The organism is Streptomyces sp. IBSNAI002 (assembly GCF_052244475.1).
Lineage (GTDB): Bacteria > Actinomycetota > Actinomycetes > Streptomycetales > Streptomycetaceae > Streptomyces.
This window is the reverse complement of the sequence record NZ_JBQPXG010000002.1, coordinates 603,875-623,573: the sequence shown is the minus strand read 5'-3', so window position 1 is coordinate 623,573 and position 19,699 is coordinate 603,875. Positions and strand designations below refer to the sequence as shown.

Below are 19,699 nucleotides of genomic sequence, written 5' to 3'. Positions count from 1 at the left end.
GGCCGCACCGAGCGCGCTCCGCCGCCTTCCCGCACCCGCCCTCTGGAGGCTCCGTCATGCCCGAACACGTGATCATCATCCACCGGTGGACCGACCGCTACGCCGACTACGCCGCCTACGTCGACCACACCGCCCACCGCGTCAGCTACGTCACCACCGACCGCGCCGTCCGCTCGCTCCCCACCGCGCGGGCCGCCGGGGTGGCCCTGGTCGACAGCACCGAGAACGTGCCCGCGGTCCACGCCCGGATCGCCGAGCTGGTCGCCCGCAGTGGCCCCCCGACCCGGATCGTCGCCCTCCAGGAGACCGACCTGGACCTCGCCGCAGAGCTCCGCGCCGCCCACGGCCTGCCCGGCACGCACCCCGCCGACCTGGAACCGCTGCGCGACAAGCTGGTCATGGCACACCGGCTGCACGCCGCCGACCTGCCCGCCCCCGCGACCGAGGCCGCCCCCGACCGGGCGGCCATCGGGGAGTTCGCCGCCCGCCACGGCTGGCCCGTGCTCGTCAAGCCCCGCCGCGGCACCGCCAGCGCCGCCATCACCCGCCTCGACGACGGCGCCCAGCTGGCCGCGTACCGGCTGCCCGAGGGCACCGAGATGATCGTGCAGCCCTGGCAGCCGCACCAGGTGCTGCACGTCGACGGCGTCTACACCGGGTCCTGCCTCGGCGCCTGGCGGGCCTCCCGCTACCTCAACACCTGCCTGGAGTTCACCTCCGGCAGCGCCCTCGGCTCCGTCGAGATCGACCACGAACCCACCCTGGAAGCCGTCGGCTCACTCACCCTCGCCACCGCCAGGGCCCTGTTCAGCGGACCCTCCGTCTTCCACCTCGAACTCTTCCGCGACGAACGCGGCGAGCTCTCCGTCCTGGAGATGGCCGCCCGCCCCGGCGGCGCCGAAGTCCCCTTCGTCTGGCGCGAGGTGCACGGCATCGACCTGATGGCCGCCGCCTTCTCCCACCAGACCGGCCTGCCCGACACCTCGGGCACCGCCGTCGACGACCCCTCGCAGGTCGCCGGCTGGCTGCTCGTGCCCCCGTCCGAGGCCGCCCCCAGCCGGGTCCGCGAAGTCAGCTCCCACCAGGGCGACGGCCCCTACGCCGAGGCCCTCCCGGCCGTCGGCGCCCTCGTCACCGGCGGCGGCTACGAGCACGCCGGAGCCCGCTTCCGCTTCCGCGGCCACAGCACCGCCGAGGTCGAGACCGCCGTCCGGCGCATCGCCCGTACGGCCCGGCTCGAGACCACCGCGCTCGATCCCGGGGCCCCCGCCCGCGTCGTCGTCGTGGGCTGCGGCACCCCCGCCTACCGCTCGTACTCCCTGGAGGCGGTGGCGGACCGCGCCGAGGCCGCACTCGTCCAGCCCGCCCCCGCCGACTGGCAGCTCCCGTACGTCACGGGCCGCCACCGCACCGCCGACACCACGGACCCCGAGGCGACCGCCGCCGCCGTCGCCTCGCTCCTCGCCGGTCACCCAGGCCCCGCCGGAGTCCTCACCTGGGACGAGACCCTGCTGCGCACCACCGCCGGGGTCGCGGCCCGGCTCGGCCTGGCGCACATGGCCCCCGAGGCCGTCGACCGCTGCCGCGACAAGCTCACCACCCGCCGCATCCTGGGCGCCGCGGGCGTCCCCTCAGCCGGGTTCCGCCACGTCCGCACACCGGCCGAAGCCCTGGACGCCGCCGAAGCCCTCGGCTACCCCGTCGTCGTCAAGCCCCGCGCCCTGGCCGGCTCCATCGGCGTCACCCTCGCCGCCGGCCCCGGCGAACTCGCCGCGGCCTTCGAACAGGCCGCCGGATCGGCGTTCCCCGGCATCACCGGACTCGACGGCGTGATCGTCGAGGAGTACCTGACGGGTCCCGAGATCAGCGTGGACTGCGCCGTCCAGGGCGGCCGGGCCGTGGTCGCCAACGTCGCCCGCAAGCGCCTCGGCTTCGCCCCCCACTTCGAGGAGGTCGGCCACCTCGTCGCGCCCTGGCGGCACGAACCCTGGGCCGACGCGGTCGAGACCGTGGTCACCGAGGCCCACGCCGCGCTCGGCATCCGCACCGGCCTCACCCACACCGAGCTGCGGCTCACCCCCACCGGACCGCGCGTCGTGGAGGTCAACGGCCGGCTCGGCGGTGACTTCATCCCGCTGCTCGGCGCCCTCGCCACCGGAGTCGACCTCGTCGCCGCCGCCTGCGACATCGCACTCGGCCGCACCCCGGACCTCACCCCGGCACGGGACCGCTGCGCCGAGGTCACCTTCGTCTACCCGCCGCACGACGGGCAGGTCCGCTCCCTCGACCTCAGCGCCGCCGAAGCCGTCCCGGGCGTCGAACGGGTCGTCGCCCTGGCCGCCCCCGGCACCGAACTCCTCCTGCCGCCGCGCGGCATCGTGCCGCGGCTCGCCGCCGTACTCGTCACCGGGGACACCCCCGAGCAGTGCGCCACCGCCTCGGCGGCCGCCGCCGGAGCCGTACGCGCGGAGGTCACCCCGCTGGTCACGGCCGCCGGCTGACACCCCGCCAGGCCCGGCCCCGCCCCGCTCCGGCACGCATCACCGCACCCCGTACCGATCGCACGACACCACGCCCGTACGCACCCGATGAAAGGCGACCACCATGTGGACCCTCGGCGTCAACGCACCTCCCACCGGCTGGCACGACACCGCCGCCTGCCTCGTCAACGGCGAGGGCGAGATCATCGCCTTCAGCGAGGAAGAGCGGATCAACCGCCACCGCCACTCGCTGTACCGCAAGCCCGTCAGCGCCGCCCGGCTGTGCCTCGACCGGGCCGGCATCAGCCCCGCCGACATCGACGTCGTCGCCCTCGGCTGGGACGTCGACCAGCTCTACCCCGGCCGTTTCACCAGCGACGCCGACTTCCTCGCCTACGCCGTCGGCCTCGACTTCGGCAGCCGCCTCCCCGAGGTCGTCCGCGTCCCGCACCACGCCGCGCACGCCGCCTCCGCCTTCTACGCCTCACCGTTCCGCAAGGCCGGCGTCCTGGTCATCGACGGCCACGGCGAGAACGAGTCCTCCAGCATCTGGACCTTCGAGGACGGCAAGGAGCCCCGCCAGGAACGCAGCTGGGGCCGCACCGCCTCCCTCGGCTACGCCTACGACGCCGCCTCCACCTGGCTCGGCTTCTCCTTCCTCAACGCCGGCAAGACCATGGGCCTGGCCGCCTACGGCCGGGCCGCCGGAACGCCCGCCGAGCAGCTCGTCGACATCCGGGACGAGGACTTCCGGCTCGCCATCGCCCCGCTCCCCGAGGCGACCGGCCGGGCCACCGCCGAGGACATCAAGCGGCAGTACGAGGCCCAGGTCGCCGCCTGGCGCGACCGCTACACCCGCATCGTCGGAGCCGACCGCCCGCAGGCCGACGAGGAGAACCTCCCCGACGACCCCAAGGCCGTGGCCGTCGCCTGGACCGCCCAGCGCATCATCGAGGAGACGGTCACCCACCTCAGCTCCCTCACCCGCAAGATCTCCGGCGTGGACGAGCTCTGCCTGGCCGGCGGCGTCGCCCTCAACTGCTCCACCAACGGCACCCTGCCCGGCCCTCTGTACGTCCCGCCCGTGCCGCACGACGCCGGCGTCGCCCTCGGCGCGGCCTGGGCCGTCAGCCCGCCCAAGCAGCACACCAGCACCCTCAGCCCCTACCTGGGCAGCGACATCGGCAGCGCGGCCGGCCTGGACACCACCGGCCTGCACCGCACCGACCTCGACGTGGACGAGGTGACCCGGCTGCTGCTGGCCGGCCGCGTCGGCGCCGTCGCCCAGGGCCGCGCCGAGGTCGGACCCCGCGCCCTGTGCCACCGCTCCATCATCGCCTTCCCCGACAGCGCCGAGGTCAACACCCGGGTCAACACCGTCAAGAACCGCGAGCAGTGGCGTCCCTTCGCCGGCGTCACCCGCCCCGGATACAGCGCCAGGCTGTGGGAGCAGCAGGAGTACCTCAGCCGCTACATGCTCGGCGCCGCCAAGGCCACCGAACTGGGCCGCAAGGTCGCCCCCGGCGTCGTCCACGTCGACGGCACCACGCGCCCCCAGGTGCTGCGCGGCGACGACGCCCCGCTCGTCGGAGCCGTCCTCGACACCCTCGAACGCCAGGGCGTTCCCCCGGTCCTGCTGAACACCTCCTTCAACGACAAGGGCGAGCCGATCGTCGACACGGCGGTCCACGCGCTCAACGCCTTCCGCGCGATGCAGCTGGACTTCCTCGTCCTCGACGACTCCCTCTACACGAAGGAGACAGGCCAGGGGGCAGCACGGTGACCACCCCCGGAGTCCTCGCCACCGAACGCTTCACCGCGTACGGGCCGCACCACCTCGACGACATCGCCGCCCGCTACGGCCTGCCCGACGACATCCGCGAGACCGTCCGCCGCGTCTCCCAGGTACTTCCCTTCCGCGTCAACTCCCACGTCCTGGAACAGCTCGTCGACTGGGACCGGGTCCCCGACGACCCGATCTTCCAGCTCACCTTCCCCCAGCGGGGCATGCTCACCGCCGCCGACGAGGCGGAGATCGGCGCCCTGCTCGGCGACCGGGCCCGCAGGACCGAACTGCGTGCGGCCGTCGGCCGGATCCGTGTCGGGCTCAACCCCCACCCCTCCGGCCAGCGCGAGCTCAACGTCCCCCACCACGAGGGCCGGCCGGTCCCGGGACTCCAGCACAAGTACCGCGAGACCGTGCTGTACTTCCCCGGCCAGGGCCAGACCTGCCACGCCTACTGCACCTACTGCTTCCGCTGGGCGCAGTTCATCGGCGACGCCGACCTGCGCTTCGCGGCCCCCGACCCCTCCGGACTGATCGGCTACCTCGCGGAGCACCCCGAGGTCCACGACGTGCTCGTGACCGGCGGAGATCCGCTGATCATGTCCACCGAGCGGCTGCGCTCCCACCTCGAACCGCTGCTCGACGTGGAGTCCGTACGCACCGTGCGCATCGGCACCAAGTCGCCCGCCTACTGGCCGCAGCGGTTCGTCACCGACCAGGACGCCGACGACCTGCTGCGGCTCTTCGAGCAGGTCGTGGCCTCCGGGCGGCAGCTCGCCGTGATGGCCCACTTCAGCCACCCCCGCGAACTCGACAACGACCTGGCACGCCGGGCCCTCGCCCGGATCCGGGCCACCGGCGCCGTCGTCTACTGCCAGGCCCCGCTGATCGCGCACGTCAACGACGAGGCCGGGGTGTGGAGCGAGCTGTGGCGCTCCGAACTGGCCGCGGGAGCCGTCCCGTACTACCTCTTCGTGGAACGGGACACCGGTCCGCACGAGTACTTCAAGGTGCCGCTGGCCAAAGCCGTCGGGATCTTCCGCGCCGCCTACCGCACCCTGCCCGGCCTCGCCCGTACGGTCCGCGGCCCGGTCATGTCCGCCACCCCGGGCAAGGTCTGCGTCGACGGCGTGGAGGAGACCGCCGAGGGCCGCTGGTTCCAGCTGCGCATGGTCCAGGCCCGCAACCCGGCCCTCGTCGGCCGCCCGTTCCGGGCCCGCTACTCCACCACGGCCGCATGGCTCGACGACCTCCAGCCGCACCCCGACACCCCCGCCGACCTCGTGGCCGCGCTGCGCGGCACGGCCGGCGGCACGGCGAGCGGCCCGGCGGCCCGTACCGACACCGATCCGGCCCGGGAAGCGGCATGACCCAGCCGTCCCCGAACCTGACCCTCAGCCACCTCGTCGAACAGCGGCGCGCCGCCGGCGAGCCGCTGGTCAACCTCACCTTCGGGGAGGCACGGCTGCCCGTGCTCCCCGAACTCGCGCAGCAGCTCGCCGCGGGCGCCCACCGCGCCTCCTACGGACCGGTCGCCGGCGCCGAGGACGCCCGCGGCGCCGTCGCCGGCTACTTCGAGCGGCGCGGGCTGCCCACCGATCCCGCCGACGTCGTCCTCGCCCCGGGCAGCAAACCGCTCCTGATGGCCCTGAACCTGGCGGCGGACGGGGACGTCCTGCTGCCCCGGCCCGCGTGGAACACCTACGCACCGCAGGTCCGGTACGCGGGCCGGGAACCCCTGCCCGTACCGGTACCCGACGCGTGCGGGGGAGTCCCCGAACCCGGCGCCCTGCGCGGCGCGATCCGCCGCGCCCGGGCCGACGGGCACACCCCGCGCCTGCTCGTCCTGACCCTGCCCGACAACCCCACCGGCACCTTCGCCGCGCCGGACCTGGTCCGCGAACTCGCCGCCGTCGCCGAGGCCGAGGACCTGCTGATCGTCTCCGACGAGATCTACCGGGACGTCCTGCACGACCCGGCCGCCCCCTTCCTCAGCCCGGCCGAGATCGTGCCCGAGCGCACCGTCGTCACCACAGGGCTGTCCAAATCGCTCGGCATCGGAGGCTGGCGCGTCGGCGCCGCGCGCTTCCCCGCCGGTCCCCGCGGCCGCGCGGTCCGCGACGCGGTCGTCGCCGCGGCCAGCGAGATCTGGTCCACGCTGGCCGGTCCGCTCCAGCAGGTCGCCGCCTACGCGTTCGCCGAACCGGAGCCCGTCCGCGCCCGGATGGCCGCCGCGGCCCGCCTGCACGGAGCCGTGGCCCGCGCGGTGCACGCCCGCGCGACCGCCGCCGGGGCGCACTGCCGGCCGCCCACCGCGGGCTTCTACGTCTACCCGGACTTCGAACCGCTGCGGGTCCCGCTGGCCCGGCACGGCATCACCGGCTCCGCCTCGCTCGCCGCCCACCTTCTCGACCACGGCGGCGTCGCCGTACTCGCCGGACACCTGCTCGGCGACGATCCGGCGGCCCTCCGCTTCAAGGCGGCCACCAGCCTGCTCTACGGAGACACGGAGCAGCAGCTGAGCGCCCTGCGGGCCGAGGACCCCACCGCCCTCCCGCACATCGCCGGACAACTCGCCCGGATCGAGGAAGCCTTCGCCCGTCTGACCAAGGGGCCCGGGCCCCACCGCAACCGGAGGCCGTCATGAAGTCCCTGCCGCCCACCCCGGAGACCTTCGCCCTCATCGCCGACGCGGGCGGCCGGCTGCTGCGCGACCTCGACGGGCTCACCGACGCCGACGCGGCCGCCCCCTCCCGCCTCGGCGGCTGGAGCCGGGGCCACGTGCTCAGCCACCTCAGCGCCCAGGTCGACGCCCTGGAGCGGCTGCTGCACTGGGCCCGTACCGGCACCGAGACACCCCAGTACGCCGACCGGCACGCCCGGGACACCGAGATCGAGGACGGCTCCCGGCAGCCCGCCGCCGCCCTCGTCGATCGGGTACGGGGCTCCGCGGACCGCTTCCTGACCACCGTCCGGGAGCTGCCCGAGCCCGCCTGGCGGACCGTCGTCCGCCCCTTCACCGGCGAACTGTGCACCCCCGGACGGATCCTGGTGATCCGGCTGCGCGAACTCGAGGTCCACCACACCGACCTCGACCTCGGCTACGGCTTCGGCGACATCCCCCGGACGGCCGCCGACGTCCTGCTCGACGACGTGTCCGGCTACCTCGCCGCGGCCGACGGCACCCCGCCCTGCACGCTGCGCGACGACGCGGGAGCCCCGGTGGCCGCCTTCGGCTCCGGCGGGCCCGTCGTCACCGGCCCGCGCGGCGCGCTGCTCGCCTGGCTCACCGGCCGCTCGGCGGGGGAGGGGCTCACCGCGCCCGGCCCGCTGCCCGAGCTGCCCGCCTGGATCTGACGTACCGAACCACCCGGAAGGAACTCCAGATGAACGACCACGCGGCGCCGGCGCCGCTGCCCGAACGCCACGCCCTCGGCTCCGTGCACGCCGAACTGCTCGACTGCATCCAGGTCAACCTGGCCGTGCTCGCCGACCACCACCACGGGCCGGACACCCACCTGCGGCTCGGGTCCGCCCTGCGCTGGCACACCCGCCCGGGAGCCCACGGGCTGCCCACCGTCGACCCGTCGCTCGACCATCGGATCGCCGAGGCCGAACAGCTCCTCGGGCTCAAGGCCAGCAGCCGTACCCGGCTCACCGGCGCCGGACTCCGGGACACCGTACGGACCCGGGGCACCACGCACTACGTCGTCGCCGACGCCCACGCCATGCCCTGGCTGCCCTACCACGGCCGGCGTCACATGGACCACAGCTTCCTCCTCGCAGCGGGACCCGAGGGCTTCCACGTCGCCGACGGCTACCGCACCGAGACCCCGTGGGGGCACGCTGTCCCCGGACACTGGGAGTTCGGCGCCGGAGACCTCGCGGGCATCGGCACCGCGGAGGTCATCGCATGGGCGCCGACCCTCCTCGACGCCACCGCGCCGCGGCCCGCGTACGACGGCGGGGACCCGGACGCCTACCTCGCCGCCTACGCCGGCCACCCCGACCGTGCGGCCGCCCTCGAACAACTCGCCTCCGAGACCTGGCTGCTGGCCCGGGCCCGAGGCCTGCACGCCCGGTGGCGGGCCCGGCTGTCGCTGCCCGTGGACACCGAGCACCTGCGGCGCTGGGACCTGGTCGTGGAACAGTCCTACCTCGCCCACCGCAGGGTGGCGCGCGGCCGGACCGAACCGCCCGGCGTCCTGGACCGGCTCGCCGCGGCGCTCGCCGCCGACGCCACCGCCTTCGCCGTGCCCGCACCGCAGGCGGCGGCGGACCCCGCGCTGCGCGAGGCCGTCGCGGGCATCGCCGCCTCCGTGCTCGGCGCACCCCGCCAACGCCTGCTGGAGGGAGCCGAGTTCACGGACTTCCAGACGTTCAGCTCCTTCCGGCTCGTGGAGCTGATCGAACGGGTGGAGCGCGACCTCGACGTGGAACTCGACGCCGACGAGCTGATCCCGGAGAACCTGCGCCGCGTCGACGACCTCTGCCAGATCGCCATCCGGCCGAGAGCCGCCGCCCCGGCCGCGTGAGGCAGGTGCGGGCCGCGACCGCGATCGCGACCGCAGCCCGTGCGCGTACTCGTAGCCGTATCCGCATCCGCTGCACACCCGAGGAAAGGACCCTTCCCATGGACCCCCGTTTCATCGAGATCCTCAGCCCCTCCGTCGACGGCACCGCCGGCGCGGACATCACGCCCGACACCGATCTGCGCGCCCTCGGCATCGACTCGATGGCCGCGATCGAGCTGCTGTTCACGCTCGAGGACACCTTCGGGATCTCCCTGCCCGACACCGACCTCAACGACGAGACCTTCGCGACCGCCGGCAGCCTCTGGCAGGCCGTCTCCGCCCAGATCTCGCCGGGCCAGAGCTCCCCGGGCCGGGTGGCCGCATGACCACGGCCGTGACCACCGCCCAGGCCACGAACCGCACCGCGCTGGAGGCCGCCGAGGAGGTGGCCGCCGTGGCCGCCGAGCACGCGGCCCGCACCGACCGGGACGCGGTCTTCCCCGTCGAGGCACTCGACGCCCTGCGCCGCACCCGCCTGCTGGGCCTGCTGGTCCCCGCCGAACACGGGGGACCGGGCGGCACCCTGCGCGATGTCGTCGAGGTGACCGAGCGGCTCGGCCGTGCCGACCTGTCCGTGGCGATGATCTTCGCCATGCACTGCCAGCAGGCCGAGGCGCTGGTGCGCCACGCCCACGAGCCGCTGCGCTCCGCCCTGCTGCCCCGGCTCGCGGCCGGCGAGGTCTACCTCGCCTCCGTGACCACCGAGGCGGGCAAGGGCGGCCGGCTCCTCACCGCCGAAGCCGGACTCGGCGAGCAGCACGGCAACCTGGAGATCGACCGGTTCGCGCCCGTGGTCACCGGCGGCGCCCACGCCGACGGCTTCCTCGTCACCATGCGCAGCCCCGGCGCCACCGCCGGGCACCAGGTCTCGCTCGTCTACGCCGACCGCGACCAGCTCCACATCACCGGCGACGGGGACTGGCAGCCGCTCGGCATGCGGGCCAGCCACAGCGTGCCGCTGCGCCTCACCGGCAGCGTCCCCGGCCACCAGGTCGTCGGCGAGCACGGCGAGTTCGCCCGCATCGCCGGCGGGATCTTCGCCCCGTACGCGCACCTCGGCTGGTCGGCGGCCTGGCTCGGCACGGCCTCCGGAGCCCTCTCCCGCGTCCTTCGGCTGCTGCGGGGCCCGGACGGCCGGAGTCGTTTCGACATCGGCTCCGAACTCCTGCTCACCCGGCTGTCCCGGGCCCGGCAGCGGCTGGACACCGTGCACGCCCTGGTCCGTCACACCCTCGCCATGGTCGAGGAGGGCAGTGAACTGCACACGCCCAGCGGGCAGTTGCTGCTCAACGGCCTGAAGATCACCGCGGCCGAGCAGTGCCACGGAGCCGTCGACGACCTGGTGACCGCGGTCGGGCTGCGCCACGGATACCTCAAGGACTCGCCGACCCGCCTCGAACAGGCCCTGCGCGACCTGAGGTCCGCCGCCCTCAACTACAGCAACGACCGCCTCCACCTCGCCGACGGCCGCCTCGCCCTGCGCGACACGGGGGTGCGCCTTGTCTGACCTCGCCATCCGCGCCCTGCCCGGTACGTCTCCGGAAACCCCGCACGTCACGCTGGACGGCGCCCTGGAGGCCCTGCCTCCCGAAGCCTCCGGCGCCGAGGTCTGGTCCGCGCTCGGCGGTGCGGGCCACCTGGCCGCCTGCTACCGGGACGGCGACCCGCGCCGCGGGGTGCGCCCCGGCGCCCTCGCCCGGCTGCTGGCCGCCACCGACGCCCGCTTCGGCATCCCCGCCACCCTCTCGGTGAGCGTGCCGCTCGCCACCACCCTGCCGGTCCTGGCCACCGGGACCACCCCGCTCGCCCGCCGCGCGCTGCGCGAGGCCCTCGCCGGCCGCGTCACCACCGCCCTGGCCGCCACCGACGCCACCGCGGGCACCGACCTCAGCGCCCTGCACACGGCCGTCCACCTCGACGGGGACACCGTCGAGGTCACCGGCGAGAAGCAGTGGATCGCCAACGCCACCACGGCCGCCTGGTTCCTGGTGCTGGCCCGCCTGCGCCCCGGCCGCCACTTCACCTCGTTCACCTGGGTGCTCGTCCCCGCCGACGCGCCCGGCGTACACGTCCGGCCCGCCGACTCCTCCCTCTACGCGGCCTCCGGCACCGGCCATGTCCGCTTCGAGGGCGTACGCCTGACCGCAGGTCACCTCGTGGACCGGGTGGGCATGGGCCTGCCCTCCTTCGCCCGGCACATCGCCACCGAGCGGCTCGCCGGCGCCCTGTGGGGAGTCGCCCTGTGCCGGCGCGTCCTCGCCGACACGCGCAGCCGCCTGGCCGCACGCGCCCACGGCGAGGCCACCCTCTGGGACAACGAGGCCGTCCGGCAGCGGTTCGCCGCCTGTCTGGTCCGCACCCAGGAACTGCATGCCCTGTGCGAGCAGTTCGCGGAGCCCGTGGCCCGCCGCTACGACACCACCGCGGCCGCCACCCTCAAGGCCGCGGCCGGGGCCACCGTCGGCCGGGTGCTCGGCGACTGCGCGCAGTGGTGGGGCGCCGCCGGGTTCGCCGACGGATCAGTCCAGCAGACCAGGGCGCAGGCGGCACTGTTCGGGATCGGCGGCGGCGCCACCGAGGTCGTCCTCGCGACGCTCGCCGACTCGGCCGAGCAGGTGCTCGCCCGCCTCGAACCCCGAGGAGACACACCATGACCGCACCCGCACCCGCACCCGCATCGGCACCCGCACCGTCGGCCGCGGGCACGCCCGCCGGGCACCGCACCCTGCACGACTGGTTCGCGGACTCCGCCGCGGCCCACGCCACGCTGCCCGCCCTGGAGGCCGCAGGCCGGGTGGTCAGCTACGCGGAACTCGACGACCTGGCCGGCCGGATCGCCGCCGCCCTGTTCGACCACCTGGGCGGGCGCGCCCCGCGCAGGGTCGGCCTGCTCGCCGGGCGCACGCTCGTCGCGTACGCCGGATACCTCGCCGTCCAGCGTCTGGGCGCCGCCGTCGTACCGCTCGGCCCGGCCTTCCCGCACGCCCGCCACGTCACCGTGGCCCGGGCCGCAGGCCTGGACGCCGTACTCGCCGACGAACACGCCGCGCCCGGCCTGACCCTGCCCGCGCCCGTCCTGCGGCTGACCGACGGCGGTCTCGACGCGCTGGCCGCGGGATCCGCGCCGACGCCGGTCCGGGGCGGACCCGACGACCTCGCCTACATCCTGTTCACCTCCGGATCCACCGGCGTGCCCAAGGGAGTCCCGGTCCTCCAGCGCCATGCTGATGCCTTCCTGCGGCACGTCGTCCCCGCACACGACGCGGGGCCCGGCGCGCGGCTCTCCCAGACCTTCGACCTCACCTTCGACCCGTCCGTCTTCGACATGTTCTGTGCCTGGGGCTCCGGCGCCACCCTCGTCGTCCCCGACCGCACCGAGCTGATGACCCCGGTCCGGTTCGCCGCCCGGCGCGAGCTCACGCACTGGAACTCCGTACCCTCCCTCGTCTCGCTCGCCCGGCGGCTGCGCCAGCTCCGGCCCGACAGCCTCCCCGCCCTGCGCCGCAGCGTCTTCTGCGGGGAACCGCTGACCCTGCAACAGGCGGAGGCCTGGCGGCTGGCGGCCCCGAACAGCACTGTGGAGAACGCGTACGGCCCGACGGAACTGACCGTCACCTGCACCGGCCACCAGCTGTCCGGGGAGCCCGGTGGCTGGCCGCGCACCGCCAACGGCACCGTCCCGATCGGCCGCCCCTACCCCGGCCTCGAGGCGCTCGTACGCGAGGGCGAACTGTGCCTGCGCGGCCCCCAGCGCTTCCCCGGATACCTGGACCCCGCCGACAACACCGGCCGCTTCCTCGCCCCCGACGGGAGCCCCTGGGACCCGTCGACACCGCTCGGCGACGACCACTGGTACCGCACCGGCGACCGGGTCACCGCCCTGCCGGACGGCGGCTACCTCCACCAGGGCCGGCTCGACCAGCAGGTCCAGGTCAACGGCTACCGCGTGGAACTCGGCGAGGTCGAGGCGGCCCTGCGCGAACAGGCGGGCGTCACCGAGGCGGCCGTCATCGCCGTCCCCAACGCGGGCGGCGGCACCGAACTCGCCGCCGCCTGCTCCGGCCCGCGCCCCGACCACGCGGCCGTCCTCACGGACGCCCTGCGCGCCCGCCTGCCCGGCTACATGGTCCCCGCCACCCTCGCCGTGCTGGACGCCCTTCCGCTCAACGCCAACGGCAAGACCGACCGCACCGCGCTGCGCACCCTCCTGACCCCCGCCTGAGGGAACCGGCCGAAGGCGAAAGGACGTTGGAAGGGGGTGGAGTGACGTACGGTTCACACCACGTGGCACATGCACGCATGACGCGTGACGTGACGCATGAAGTGACGCATGACGCAGGGGGCGGTCATGTTCGGTTGGGCACTGCTCAGGCTCTGGGGCGCACTCCGGGCCTCCGAGTTCACCGGGCCGCAGCCGGCGGACCCGGTGGCGGCGGGGGAGCGCGTCCGAAGGCTCGGCGCGCTCCCGGCCGAGGAACTGCTGCGCACCGTCGGCAGGGACGGGCAGCCGCGGTCCGGGCAGCTCCGTGCGGACCTCGTCGCGCTGGCGGCCGCCGCGGGCTCCGACTGGCAGGACGCAGAGACGGCCGAGGCGATGGGGGAGGTGCTGGCGGCCGTCGGACTGGCCCTCGCGGCGTCGGGCGAAGGCCGCGCCGGCCGCGACGTCCGCACGGCGGGCGACCGTACGGTGATCGAGGCCCACGTCCTGCGGGGGATCGCCGCCGACCGGGCGCGGGACCGCGCGGAGGCGCACCGGCAGTTCTCCCGGGCCGACCACCGTGGCAGCGCCGCGGGGAACCCGGTCGCGGTGGCCCTCGGGCGCATCGGGATGCTCGCCACCGCGGAGACCGTCCCGGAGGCCGAGAGCCTCGGCGACTCCGTGGACCGGGCGCTGGAGCTGCTGGCGGGCCCGGCGCCGGGCCCCGCCGCCGAGGAGGTGCGCCGGGCGACGCGGGTCCGGGTCTCGGCGCGGGAGGCCGCCCGCCGGTGGTGGGAGGCCGGGGAACCGGCCCCGGCGCGGGACCCGCTGGAGCGCTGGCTGGACGGGCACCGCGGCGGCGACGCGGAGGAACTGTTCGCAGCCCTGTTCCACGGGCTGGCGCGGTCCGCCGCCGAAGAGGACGGCCGGACCGCGGAGCGGGCGCGCGTGCTCGACGCCGTGTTCGCGGCCCACCCCCGGTTCGCCGTCTTCCGGGAAGGGCTGGGACGGCTCTACTACGACGTGGGCAGACCGGCGCTCGCGGTCCGGGTCCTGGAACCGCTGTACGAGGAGCGGCCCGGGGACAGGTCCGCGGCGGTCCGGCTCGCGCTGGCCTATGACAGCTCGGGCACGGGAGAGCGGGCCGTCCCCGTGCTGCGCGGCCACCTGTCCGACCCGCCCGTTGCGCAGGACGAGGCGGTGCTGACCGTGCTCGTGGGCATCCTGCGCGACCTCGGCTCTCCCGAATACCGGGTGTGGGACGCCCATCTGGCCCGGATCCGCGGGGACGCCGGACTGGCCGGGATGCTGCCGACGGCCGTGCGGAGCCGGCTCGCCGCGCCCCCGTCACCACCGCCTCCGCCCCGGCCGCAGGCCCGGTTCGAGGACGGCACGCTCACCATCGATCCCGGCGCCGCCGCGCTGGCGCCCCGCCAGCTGCAGGCGCACCTCCTCGCGGCGCTCTACGCGGGCAGCCCGAACGGCGCCGAGCTGCTCGCCACCCTCGCGGAGCGCGACCCGTCGACGGCCGCCGAGGTCGCGGCCCTGCTCGGAGCGGCGCCGCAGGCGCCCACCGCACCGGTGGACGGTGCCGGGACGGCGGACGGTGCCGGGACGGCGGACGCCGGGGAGGCGGAGGTGGACGCGCTCCTGAGACAGGGGGACGAGCACTTCCAGCGCCGCGAGCTGACGGAGGCGGCCGCCTGCTACCGGCGGGCACGCGAGCTCGACCCGGACAGCGCCATGGCCCTGCTCTGGCTGGGGGACGTGCACTACGCACGGCGGGAGCGGTCCGCCGCCCGCGTCTACTTCGAAGAGTCCCTGGCGACGGAGGAGACCCCGATGGCCTGGCGGTTCCTCGGCGACACCCTCGCCGCCGAACCGGCCACGGTGGAACGCGCCCGCGCCTGCTACCAGCGGGCCCTGGCCATGGACCCCGGCTACGGCGGCGCCCGACAAGGCCTCGAAGGGCTCCCGCCCGCACCGGAACCCGTCACCGCTCCCGCTTCGCCTTCGGCTTCGGCGTCCGCGTCCGCGCCCAGGGCAAGGCGGCCCGCCATGGCCGTACCGTTACCCGAGCCCCCACCGGCCTTCGACCAGTTGTCGGCCTCGGGGGCCCAGGCGCAGCTGCCCGGGAGGCTCGAGCACCTGATGCGGGAGAAGGACCCCGCCGTCCGGGAACTGCTGGACTGCCTCGAAGACGACGAGGGCTTCGCACGCTGGCAGGACAGGTGGCTCCCGGAGCACTTCGGGGACGTCTACTCGGGGCTGTGGACACTGGCCTGGCAGTGGAGCGCCAAGGCCGGGAACACCAGCCGGGCACTGCTCCTGGCCCAACGCCAGGTGCAGATCACGGAGTCCCTGACGAGCCAGTGGGGCGGGGACACGGAACGGTGGGCGGGCAAGGCCCTGCTCGTCACCACCGCCCTCGGGCACGTGGCGTCCATCCTGGGCGACCTCGGGAGGTACGACGAGTCCTACGCGGTCCTGCGCCGCGCCGAGACGTGGCTGGAGACCGACCGCGTCGAGCGGGAGCGCGTCGGACGGCCGCTCGAAGGGATGCTCGGCGCCCACCTGGGCGGGGGCAACCCCAGGGCCGAGCTGTACGGACGGCTGGCCGAGGCGGCCGAGCGCCGCGGTGCGGAGGAGGCCGCGGCGGGCCATCGCAGACAGGCGGAGCAGTGGCGCGAGGAGAGCCCGCGCTCCGACCAGGAGCGGATCCTGCGGATGATCTACGCCTCGGTGGTCAGCCTGCGGGAGGGCGAGGCCGACCGGGCCTTCCACTTCCTGGACCTGGCACTGCCGCTCGCCGAGCGCGAGGCGGCCTGGTCGACGGTCAAGCAGATCCTCGCCTTCGTCCACCACTCCCGCGCCAAGGCCCTCTCCGGGCTGGGCCTGGAGCGCACCGCGCTCCAGCACATCGCCGAGGCCCGGGCGTGCAACGCAGGCAACGCCGACCGGCTGTCGGCGGACTGGACGGTCACCGCGGACATCCTGCGCAAGCGCCCCGCCCTGGGCGACCCCCTCGAAGCGTACGAACACGTCCTGCACCTGTCCGGCGTGCCCGGACGGGACGGCGACCCGCTGCTGTGGCGGCCGCGCCGGGTGCCCGGCGGACCGGTCCGCATCGAGCACCCCGGACGGGCCTGGCGGGTGATCGTCCCGATGGCCCGCGCCGCCTGGGACACCGGGGATCCGGAGACCGCGGCCGCCGTCCTCGAACTCGGCGTCGAACTGGCCGACCTGGTGCGGGCCCAGCAGACCGACCCGGAGCTGCGGCGCCGCATCCAGGACGAGCGCGCCGAGGTGTACGAACTGCTCACCCGCTACCGGGTGGACGGCTACGGCAGCACGGAGGCGGCGTTCACGGTCTCCGAGCGGCTGCGGGCCCGCTCCCTGCTCGACGCCATGAGCACGGCCGAACTCCGTCCGCCCGCCGGCGTCCCCGGCGAACTGCTGGCCCGGGAAGCCGCCCTGCTGCGCGAGCGGACCGCCGTCGCGTCGGCGGCGCACACCGACTGGGCCCTGCACCACGACATCGGCCGGAAGCTGGCCGCCGTGTGGTCCGCCATCGCCGAGCGGTGCCCGGCTGCCGAGGAGTACGTCGCCATCCGCCGCGCGGCGGTGGCGTCGCCGGGCGCCGTCCTCGGGGAACTCGCCGGCGAGCGGGTCGTGGTGGCCTCGTACGCACAGCTCGGCGACGGCCGCACCGTGCTGTTCACCCTCGACCCCCGCAGCGGTCTGGCCGTCACCGGCATCGACGCGGACGGCGAGCGGATGCTGCGCTTCATCGCGGACAACCTGGGCGGCGCGGGCCGGGTCCGCGAGATGGCCATCGACATGCCCGGGCTGTTCCAGCAGGTACTGGGCCCCCTGGTGGCCCCGCTGAAGGAGCTGACCGCCCCCGGGGACACCGTGCTGATCTGCCCGACAGGGGCGCTGCACAACGTGCCGTTCCACGCCCTGTCACCGGACGGCGGGGCCACCCTCCTGGACCGCAACCCGGTCGGATACCTGCCCAGCGTGTCCCTGCTCCGTACGCTCGGCCACCGCACGGCGGGCGGCGGCCGGGGCGCCGTCGTGCTGGGCGACCCCGGCGGGGACCTGCCCCACGCCCGCTCCGAGGCACGGCTGCTCGGCGCGCGCCTGGGAACGGACCCGCTGATCGGCGAGGCGGCCACCCGCGAGCGGGTCCTGCGCGACATGGCCGGAGCCGAGATCCTGCACGCCGCCTGCCACGCCTCGTTCCAAGACGACGACCCGCTCGCCTCCGGTCTCCTCCTCGCCGACGGCGTGCTCACCGGCCACGACATAGTCCGGCAGAACTGGCACGGGGTCCGGCTCGCGGTGCTCTCCGCATGCGAGACGGGCCTGGGCCGCACCGGCCGCACCGACGAGACCCTGGGCCTCGGCCGGGCCCTGCTGTTCGCCGGAGTGCGGTCACTGGTGATGAGCCTGTGGCGGGTCCCCGACGCGGCGACCGCCGCCATCATGGGCGACTTCCACGACCTCACGCTGTCCGGCGAACGCCCGGACCAGGCCCTGCGCACCGCGATGCTGGCGGCGCGCGACCGCCCCGGCGGAGACCGGCTGGACCGATGGGCCGCCTTCTGCCTCCTCGGCGAATGGCGCGCCCCCCACCCCACGGAAGAGGGAGCGCCGCATGCCGGACACCACCGCTGAACCCGCCGCACTGTCACCCCACCTCCCGCCGGGCTTCGAACTGCTCGGCCTGGTCACGCCGTCGGTCGAGGAGGACGAGCCAGACCGCGCCTACCAGCGGGTCGACGAGGCGACCGTCAGCCTGCTGCGCCGGGAGACCCGCATCGGCCTGGCCCGCGGCGAGGTCAGGGCCGTCGACACGGGGGACCCTGCCGTCCAGGGCTACGACATCCCGCTGATCTGCGTCGTCCAGACGCACCCCGAGTGCACGGTGCGCTGGTCGCGGCTGGTGATCGACCTCTCGCCGTCACCGGGCGCCACCATCGCTGACATGTCGCCCACCCTGGTCGAGGGCGAGGAGCCCATCGAGATCGAGACCAGCCTGGGAGCGGGCCTCAGCTTCAGCGCGGCCGGCGCCGCCCTGGGCGCGGAGCTGACGCCGCAGGTGATCAGACGGCGCACCGTCTACTGCCCCCGCATCACCTCCTCGGGCATCGGATTCAGCACCGCCTACTGGGACTTCCACGCGTCCGACCGGGAATTCCTGCACGTCAACGAGGAACTGCGGCTGCTGGTACGGGCTCCCGCGGCGGTCGCGGTGGACGCCGTGGTCACCATGCGCGCCCGTGTGCTGCCGCGCGGGCTGGGCCGTGTCGTCCGCCTGTCCGGGAAGCTCGCGGGCTTCGAGGGGACGTGCAGGCTGACCTAGCCGCGTCAGCGGCACAAGGCGGCGTCGACGAGCGCCTGGGCGGGGTCGGGCGAGTCGGGCGTGCCGTTGCCCAGGGAGGTCACGGCCACCGCGGCGGCCCGGCCGTCGTCGGTGACCGCGTTGCGCGTGGCGTAGCCGTGGATGGTGCCGCCGTGGCCCCAGGCCAGGCCCCCGCAGGTCAGCGGCGTACTGGTCAGCCCCAGCCCGAACCGCACGCCGGGCCCCAGCCCCGTGCCGTCGGGCACCGCGACGGTGGTGCGCATCTCGGCGAGCTCCGCGGAACGCAGGAGCTTGCCGCCGACCAGTGCGGAGAAGAAGCGGTTCAGGTCGCCCGGGGTGGAGACCATCTGTCCGGCGGCCCATCCCCACGAAGGGTCGAGCCGCGTGATGTCCTCCAGCCGGTCCCCGGGCCGCTGTGCGTGGTAGCCGCGGGGGTGGGCCCCGCGGATGTCCTCCTCGCCCACCCCGGGGAAGTAGGTGTGGCGCAGGCCGATGCGGTCGATGACACGGCGGGTGATCTGCTCGGCCACCGGGCGCCCGGTGACCTTCTCGATGAGCAGGCCGGCGAGGACGTAGTTGGTGTTGCTGTACGCCCAGGCGGACCCCGGAGCGAAGAGGGCCTTGTGGGCGAACGCCGTGTCGAGCAGGGTGCGGGGCTGGTAGTAGGTGTGGCGGGAGGTCTCACCCGCGTACTCCGCCATCATGTAGTCCGTGTAGTTGGGCAGTCCGCTGGTGTGCTGGAGCAGGTGGCGCACCGTGATCCGGCCGCCGTCGATGCCCTCGCCGCGGACCAGGCCCGGCAGGTAGTCCTCGATGGGGGAGTCGAGCCCGACCCTGCCCTCACCGACCAGTTGGAGCACCACCGTGGCGGTGAACGCCTTCGTGTTGCTCCCCACCCGGACCTGCCCGTCCACCGGTACCTTCGCCCCGGTCCGCAGGTCCGCGACCCCGGCCGTGTAGTTGCGGGTGCGCCCGTCCCGGCCGACGGTGGACGCCAGGGCGGCGGGGTGGCCTTCGTCGCGCACCAGGCTCTCCAGCCCCCGCCGCACCGCGTCACGGGGTCCGGAGCCGGAAACGGAAGGAGAATCGGGAGCCTGCGCCGCGGACGCGGGGAGCGTGCCGCCCACGGCCAGGGCGGCGGCCAGCACCGCCACCGCCGCGACGCCCCGCCGCGGTCCGGAGGACGACGGGACACGGACGGACGAAGGACGACGGGAACGGTCGGTCATGGGGAACCCTCCTCGTGCACCCTGCCGGGTGCGTCGATCATGTGGATGCCCCGAGACTAGG

At 75.1% G+C, this 19,699-nt stretch carries 13 protein-coding genes; 12 read left to right on the top strand and 1 reads right to left on the bottom strand.

Annotated elements, in window-relative coordinates:
- Positions 1–56 precede the first annotated feature (56 nt).
- The 12 genes from ACTVZO_RS03175 to ACTVZO_RS03120 all read left to right on the top strand — a co-directional run bounded on the left by ACTVZO_RS03175 (position 57) and on the right by ACTVZO_RS03120 (position 18,409).
- A complete protein-coding gene (locus ACTVZO_RS03175) occupies positions 57–2,501 on the top strand; it encodes an ATP-grasp domain-containing protein (protein WP_443296865.1) in 2,445 nt (814 codons plus the stop codon).
- Between the two features lie 103 nt (positions 2,502–2,604).
- Positions 2,605–4,263 (top strand): carbamoyltransferase C-terminal domain-containing protein, encoded by a 1,659-nt coding sequence (locus ACTVZO_RS03170; RefSeq protein ID WP_443296864.1) that lies wholly within the window; start codon positions 2,605–2,607, stop codon positions 4,261–4,263.
- On the top strand, positions 4,260–5,636 hold the full coding sequence (locus ACTVZO_RS03165) for a KamA family radical SAM protein (RefSeq protein ID WP_443296863.1): 1,377 nt from the start codon (positions 4,260–4,262) through the stop codon (positions 5,634–5,636). Before ACTVZO_RS03170 ends, ACTVZO_RS03165 begins: the two co-directional genes overlap by 4 nt.
- Positions 5,633–6,913 (top strand): pyridoxal phosphate-dependent aminotransferase, encoded by a 1,281-nt coding sequence (locus ACTVZO_RS03160; protein WP_443296862.1) that lies wholly within the window; start codon positions 5,633–5,635, stop codon positions 6,911–6,913. Before ACTVZO_RS03165 ends, ACTVZO_RS03160 begins: the two co-directional genes overlap by 4 nt.
- Positions 6,910–7,623, top strand: a complete 714-nt coding sequence (locus ACTVZO_RS03155; RefSeq protein ID WP_443296861.1) for a maleylpyruvate isomerase family mycothiol-dependent enzyme — start codon at positions 6,910–6,912, stop codon at positions 7,621–7,623. The genes ACTVZO_RS03160 and ACTVZO_RS03155 overlap by 4 nt, the downstream gene beginning before the upstream one ends.
- 29 nt (positions 7,624–7,652) lie before the next feature.
- Complete coding sequence (locus ACTVZO_RS03150; protein ID WP_443296860.1) at positions 7,653–8,801, top strand: acyl carrier protein; 1,149 nt, start codon at positions 7,653–7,655, stop codon at positions 8,799–8,801.
- 98 nt (positions 8,802–8,899) lie between these two features.
- A complete protein-coding gene (locus ACTVZO_RS03145; protein WP_443296859.1) occupies positions 8,900–9,166 on the top strand; it encodes an acyl carrier protein in 267 nt (88 codons plus the stop codon).
- Entirely contained in the window at positions 9,163–10,347 is a 1,185-nt protein-coding gene (locus ACTVZO_RS03140) for an acyl-CoA dehydrogenase family protein (RefSeq protein ID WP_443296858.1), read from the top strand. Before ACTVZO_RS03145 ends, ACTVZO_RS03140 begins: the two co-directional genes overlap by 4 nt.
- Positions 10,340–11,494, top strand: coding sequence for an acyl-CoA dehydrogenase family protein (locus ACTVZO_RS03135; protein ID WP_443296857.1), 1,155 nt, complete (start codon positions 10,340–10,342; stop codon positions 11,492–11,494). Before ACTVZO_RS03140 ends, ACTVZO_RS03135 begins: the two co-directional genes overlap by 8 nt.
- Entirely contained in the window at positions 11,491–13,062 is a 1,572-nt protein-coding gene (locus tag ACTVZO_RS03130) for an AMP-binding protein (protein WP_443296856.1), read from the top strand. Before ACTVZO_RS03135 ends, ACTVZO_RS03130 begins: the two co-directional genes overlap by 4 nt.
- 108 nt (positions 13,063–13,170) lie before the next feature.
- On the top strand, positions 13,171–17,721 hold the full coding sequence (locus ACTVZO_RS03125; RefSeq protein WP_443296855.1) for a CHAT domain-containing protein: 4,551 nt from the start codon (positions 13,171–13,173) through the stop codon (positions 17,719–17,721).
- A complete protein-coding gene (locus ACTVZO_RS03120; protein ID WP_443296854.1) occupies positions 17,702–18,409 on the top strand; it encodes a hypothetical protein in 708 nt (235 codons plus the stop codon). The genes ACTVZO_RS03125 and ACTVZO_RS03120 overlap by 20 nt, the downstream gene beginning before the upstream one ends.
- A gap of 5 nt (positions 18,410–18,414) precedes the next feature.
- Here the strand turns inward: ACTVZO_RS03120 and ACTVZO_RS03115 are convergent, their stop codons facing one another.
- A complete protein-coding gene (locus ACTVZO_RS03115; RefSeq protein ID WP_443296853.1) occupies positions 18,415–19,638 on the bottom strand; it encodes a serine hydrolase domain-containing protein in 1,224 nt (407 codons plus the stop codon).
- Between the last annotated feature and the right edge of the window lie 61 nt (positions 19,639–19,699).